At 65.1% G+C, this 1,889-nt stretch carries 3 protein-coding genes; 2 read left to right on the forward strand and 1 reads right to left on the reverse strand.

All coding sequences use genetic code 11. The features are described from left to right. Nucleotides 1–153: 153 nt before the first annotated feature. The gene (locus tag AHiyo1_RS15105) at nucleotides 154–534 is read right to left on the reverse strand and encodes a VOC family protein (protein WP_059389111.1); all 381 of its coding nucleotides are present in this window, start codon (nucleotides 532–534) and stop codon (nucleotides 154–156) included. A 125-nt stretch (nucleotides 535–659) separates the two neighbouring features. Between AHiyo1_RS15105 and AHiyo1_RS15110 the strand changes: the two genes are divergently transcribed. Together AHiyo1_RS15110 and AHiyo1_RS15115 are read left to right on the forward strand one after the other, a co-directional pair. Further along, nucleotides 660–1,178 carry a DinB family protein gene (locus AHiyo1_RS15110; RefSeq protein ID WP_059389112.1) on the forward strand — a complete coding sequence of 173 codons (519 nt, stop codon included), beginning with the start codon at nucleotides 660–662 and terminating at the stop codon, nucleotides 1,176–1,178. Nucleotides 1,179–1,186: 8 nt separating this feature from the next. Continuing rightward, nucleotides 1,187–1,889, forward strand: a 703-nt coding sequence (locus AHiyo1_RS15115) for an NAD(P)H-dependent flavin oxidoreductase (protein ID WP_148667607.1), incomplete at its 3' end; no start/stop codon positions are given.

The following is a 1,889-nucleotide window of genomic DNA, read 5'->3' on the forward strand; positions in this document are numbered from 1 at the left end:
CCCTCCCACAAGAACACGGCCGCCGCGACGGCTCCGGCGTTCCCCTCTCCCAGCCGTGGATGCCATCGGTGCGAGCTTGGCCTGGGAAGAAGGAAACGCCGGCGAGAAATGACGGGACGTAACCGTTGAAGGCTACGTCCCGGCCGCGCTGGGCTACATCGTGGCGATACTGAGGATGTTTCCTTCCGAATCGAGGAACCAGGCTCCCCGTTCTCCGCTCGGCATGGTGGCTACGCCGTTTTCGGTCTTCAGGCCCGGGAAGTCGTACTCTTCGAAGACCACTCCGCGTTCCCTGAGATCGGCCATGTCCTGGTCCAGGTCCGTGCTCTGGAATCCCAACTGGGTGTTCTTCGCGGTCCCGGCATTGGGCGTCTCGTAGAGCAGGAAGGCTGTGCCGTTGGCGCACTTGTACATCAGGTTGTCTGTGGCTTCCGGGTTATCCGGTTCGAGGCCTAGCTTGTCGCGGTAGAAGTCGCGTGCGCGGGCGATATCGCTGGCAGGGAGCACGCCGGCGACGTTTAGATCCTTTAGCATGGCAGTTTCACTTTCCAGGCTTCCCCAGCACCTAACTTTACTCCTGATCGGGCTGATCAGGGCTGGAACAGGGGGCTCTACGTGCGGTGTGACCGGATCAGGAATCCGGGCCCTAGACTACTGCCATGCCGATCATTCCCGATGACAAGGACTGGACCTGGGTCCTGTCCACGCCCTGTCCCGAGTGCGGCTTCGACGCCGCCACTGTGACGCCGTCCACCGTCCCGGGGACAGTCCTGAACATGCTGCCGCGTTGGCGGGCCGTTTTGCGCCGGGAGGACGCCTCCACCCGCCCGGACGAACACACGTGGTCACCGCTGGAGTATGCCTGCCACGTGCGGGATGTCTTCAGCCTCTTCGACCAGCGCCTGAACTTGATGCTGCGGGAGGACGACGCCCGCTTCGCCAATTGGGACCAGGACAAGGCCGCGATCGACGGCGACTACGCGAATGCGGATCCGGCCGAAGTCGCTGGGCAGCTGGCCGCCGAGGGCACCCAGATTGCCAACTCCTTCGCTGCCGTGCACGAGGACGAATGGCCCCGCACGGGGGTGCGCAGCAACGGCTCGACATTCACCGTGTTGACGTTCGCCCAGTACTTCCTGCACGATGTCGTCCATCACCTGCACGACGTGGACGGCTAGGCGCCGCGATGTCGTGGAAAGACACGAGGGCAACCCGCCTGTTCACCATTGATCTGCCCATTGTCCTCGGACCATTCGGCGGCCTGTCATCGGTGGAGCTGGCGGCCACAGTCAGCGAAGCCGGTGGGCTGGGTTCGTACGGCCTCTACGGCTACGATGCGGAACGGATTGCGGCCACGGCCCGCGACCTCAGGGAGGCCACCGGGAAGCCGTTCGCACTGAATCTTTGGCTCCCCATCGAGGGCGAGGAACCGCCAACCGCGGACCCCGGTCAGTTCGCCGCCTACGTGGACATCCTCCGGCCGTACTTCGAGCTGGTGGGCGTGGAACCACCCGCGCAACCGGACGCCTACCTGCCCGATCTGCAAGAACAGATCCAAGCGGCCATCGAGGCCCGGCCGGCTGTGCTGAGCTTCGTATTCGGTGTTCCATCGGGGGCCGTCATTGAACAGGCCCGGCGGAACGGCATTGTGGTGGTCGGTACCGCGACCACTGTTGACGAAGCGGTGGCCTTGGATGCCGGCGGCGTGGACGCCATCGTCGCCACGGGGATGGAGGCCGGCGGACACCGGGTTTCCTTCCTGCGCGCCCCGGAGGACTCGCTCGTGGGGACCATGGCACTGGTGCCCCAGGTGGTGGATGCCGTCTCGGTTCCGGTCATCGCGGCCGGCGGTATCTCGGATGGCCGTGGAGTCGCTGCGCGTTGGCGCT

The sequence above is a fragment of the Arthrobacter sp. Hiyo1 genome, assembly GCF_001263615.2.
In the GTDB taxonomy this organism is placed as follows: Bacteria; Actinomycetota; Actinomycetes; order Actinomycetales; family Micrococcaceae; genus Arthrobacter.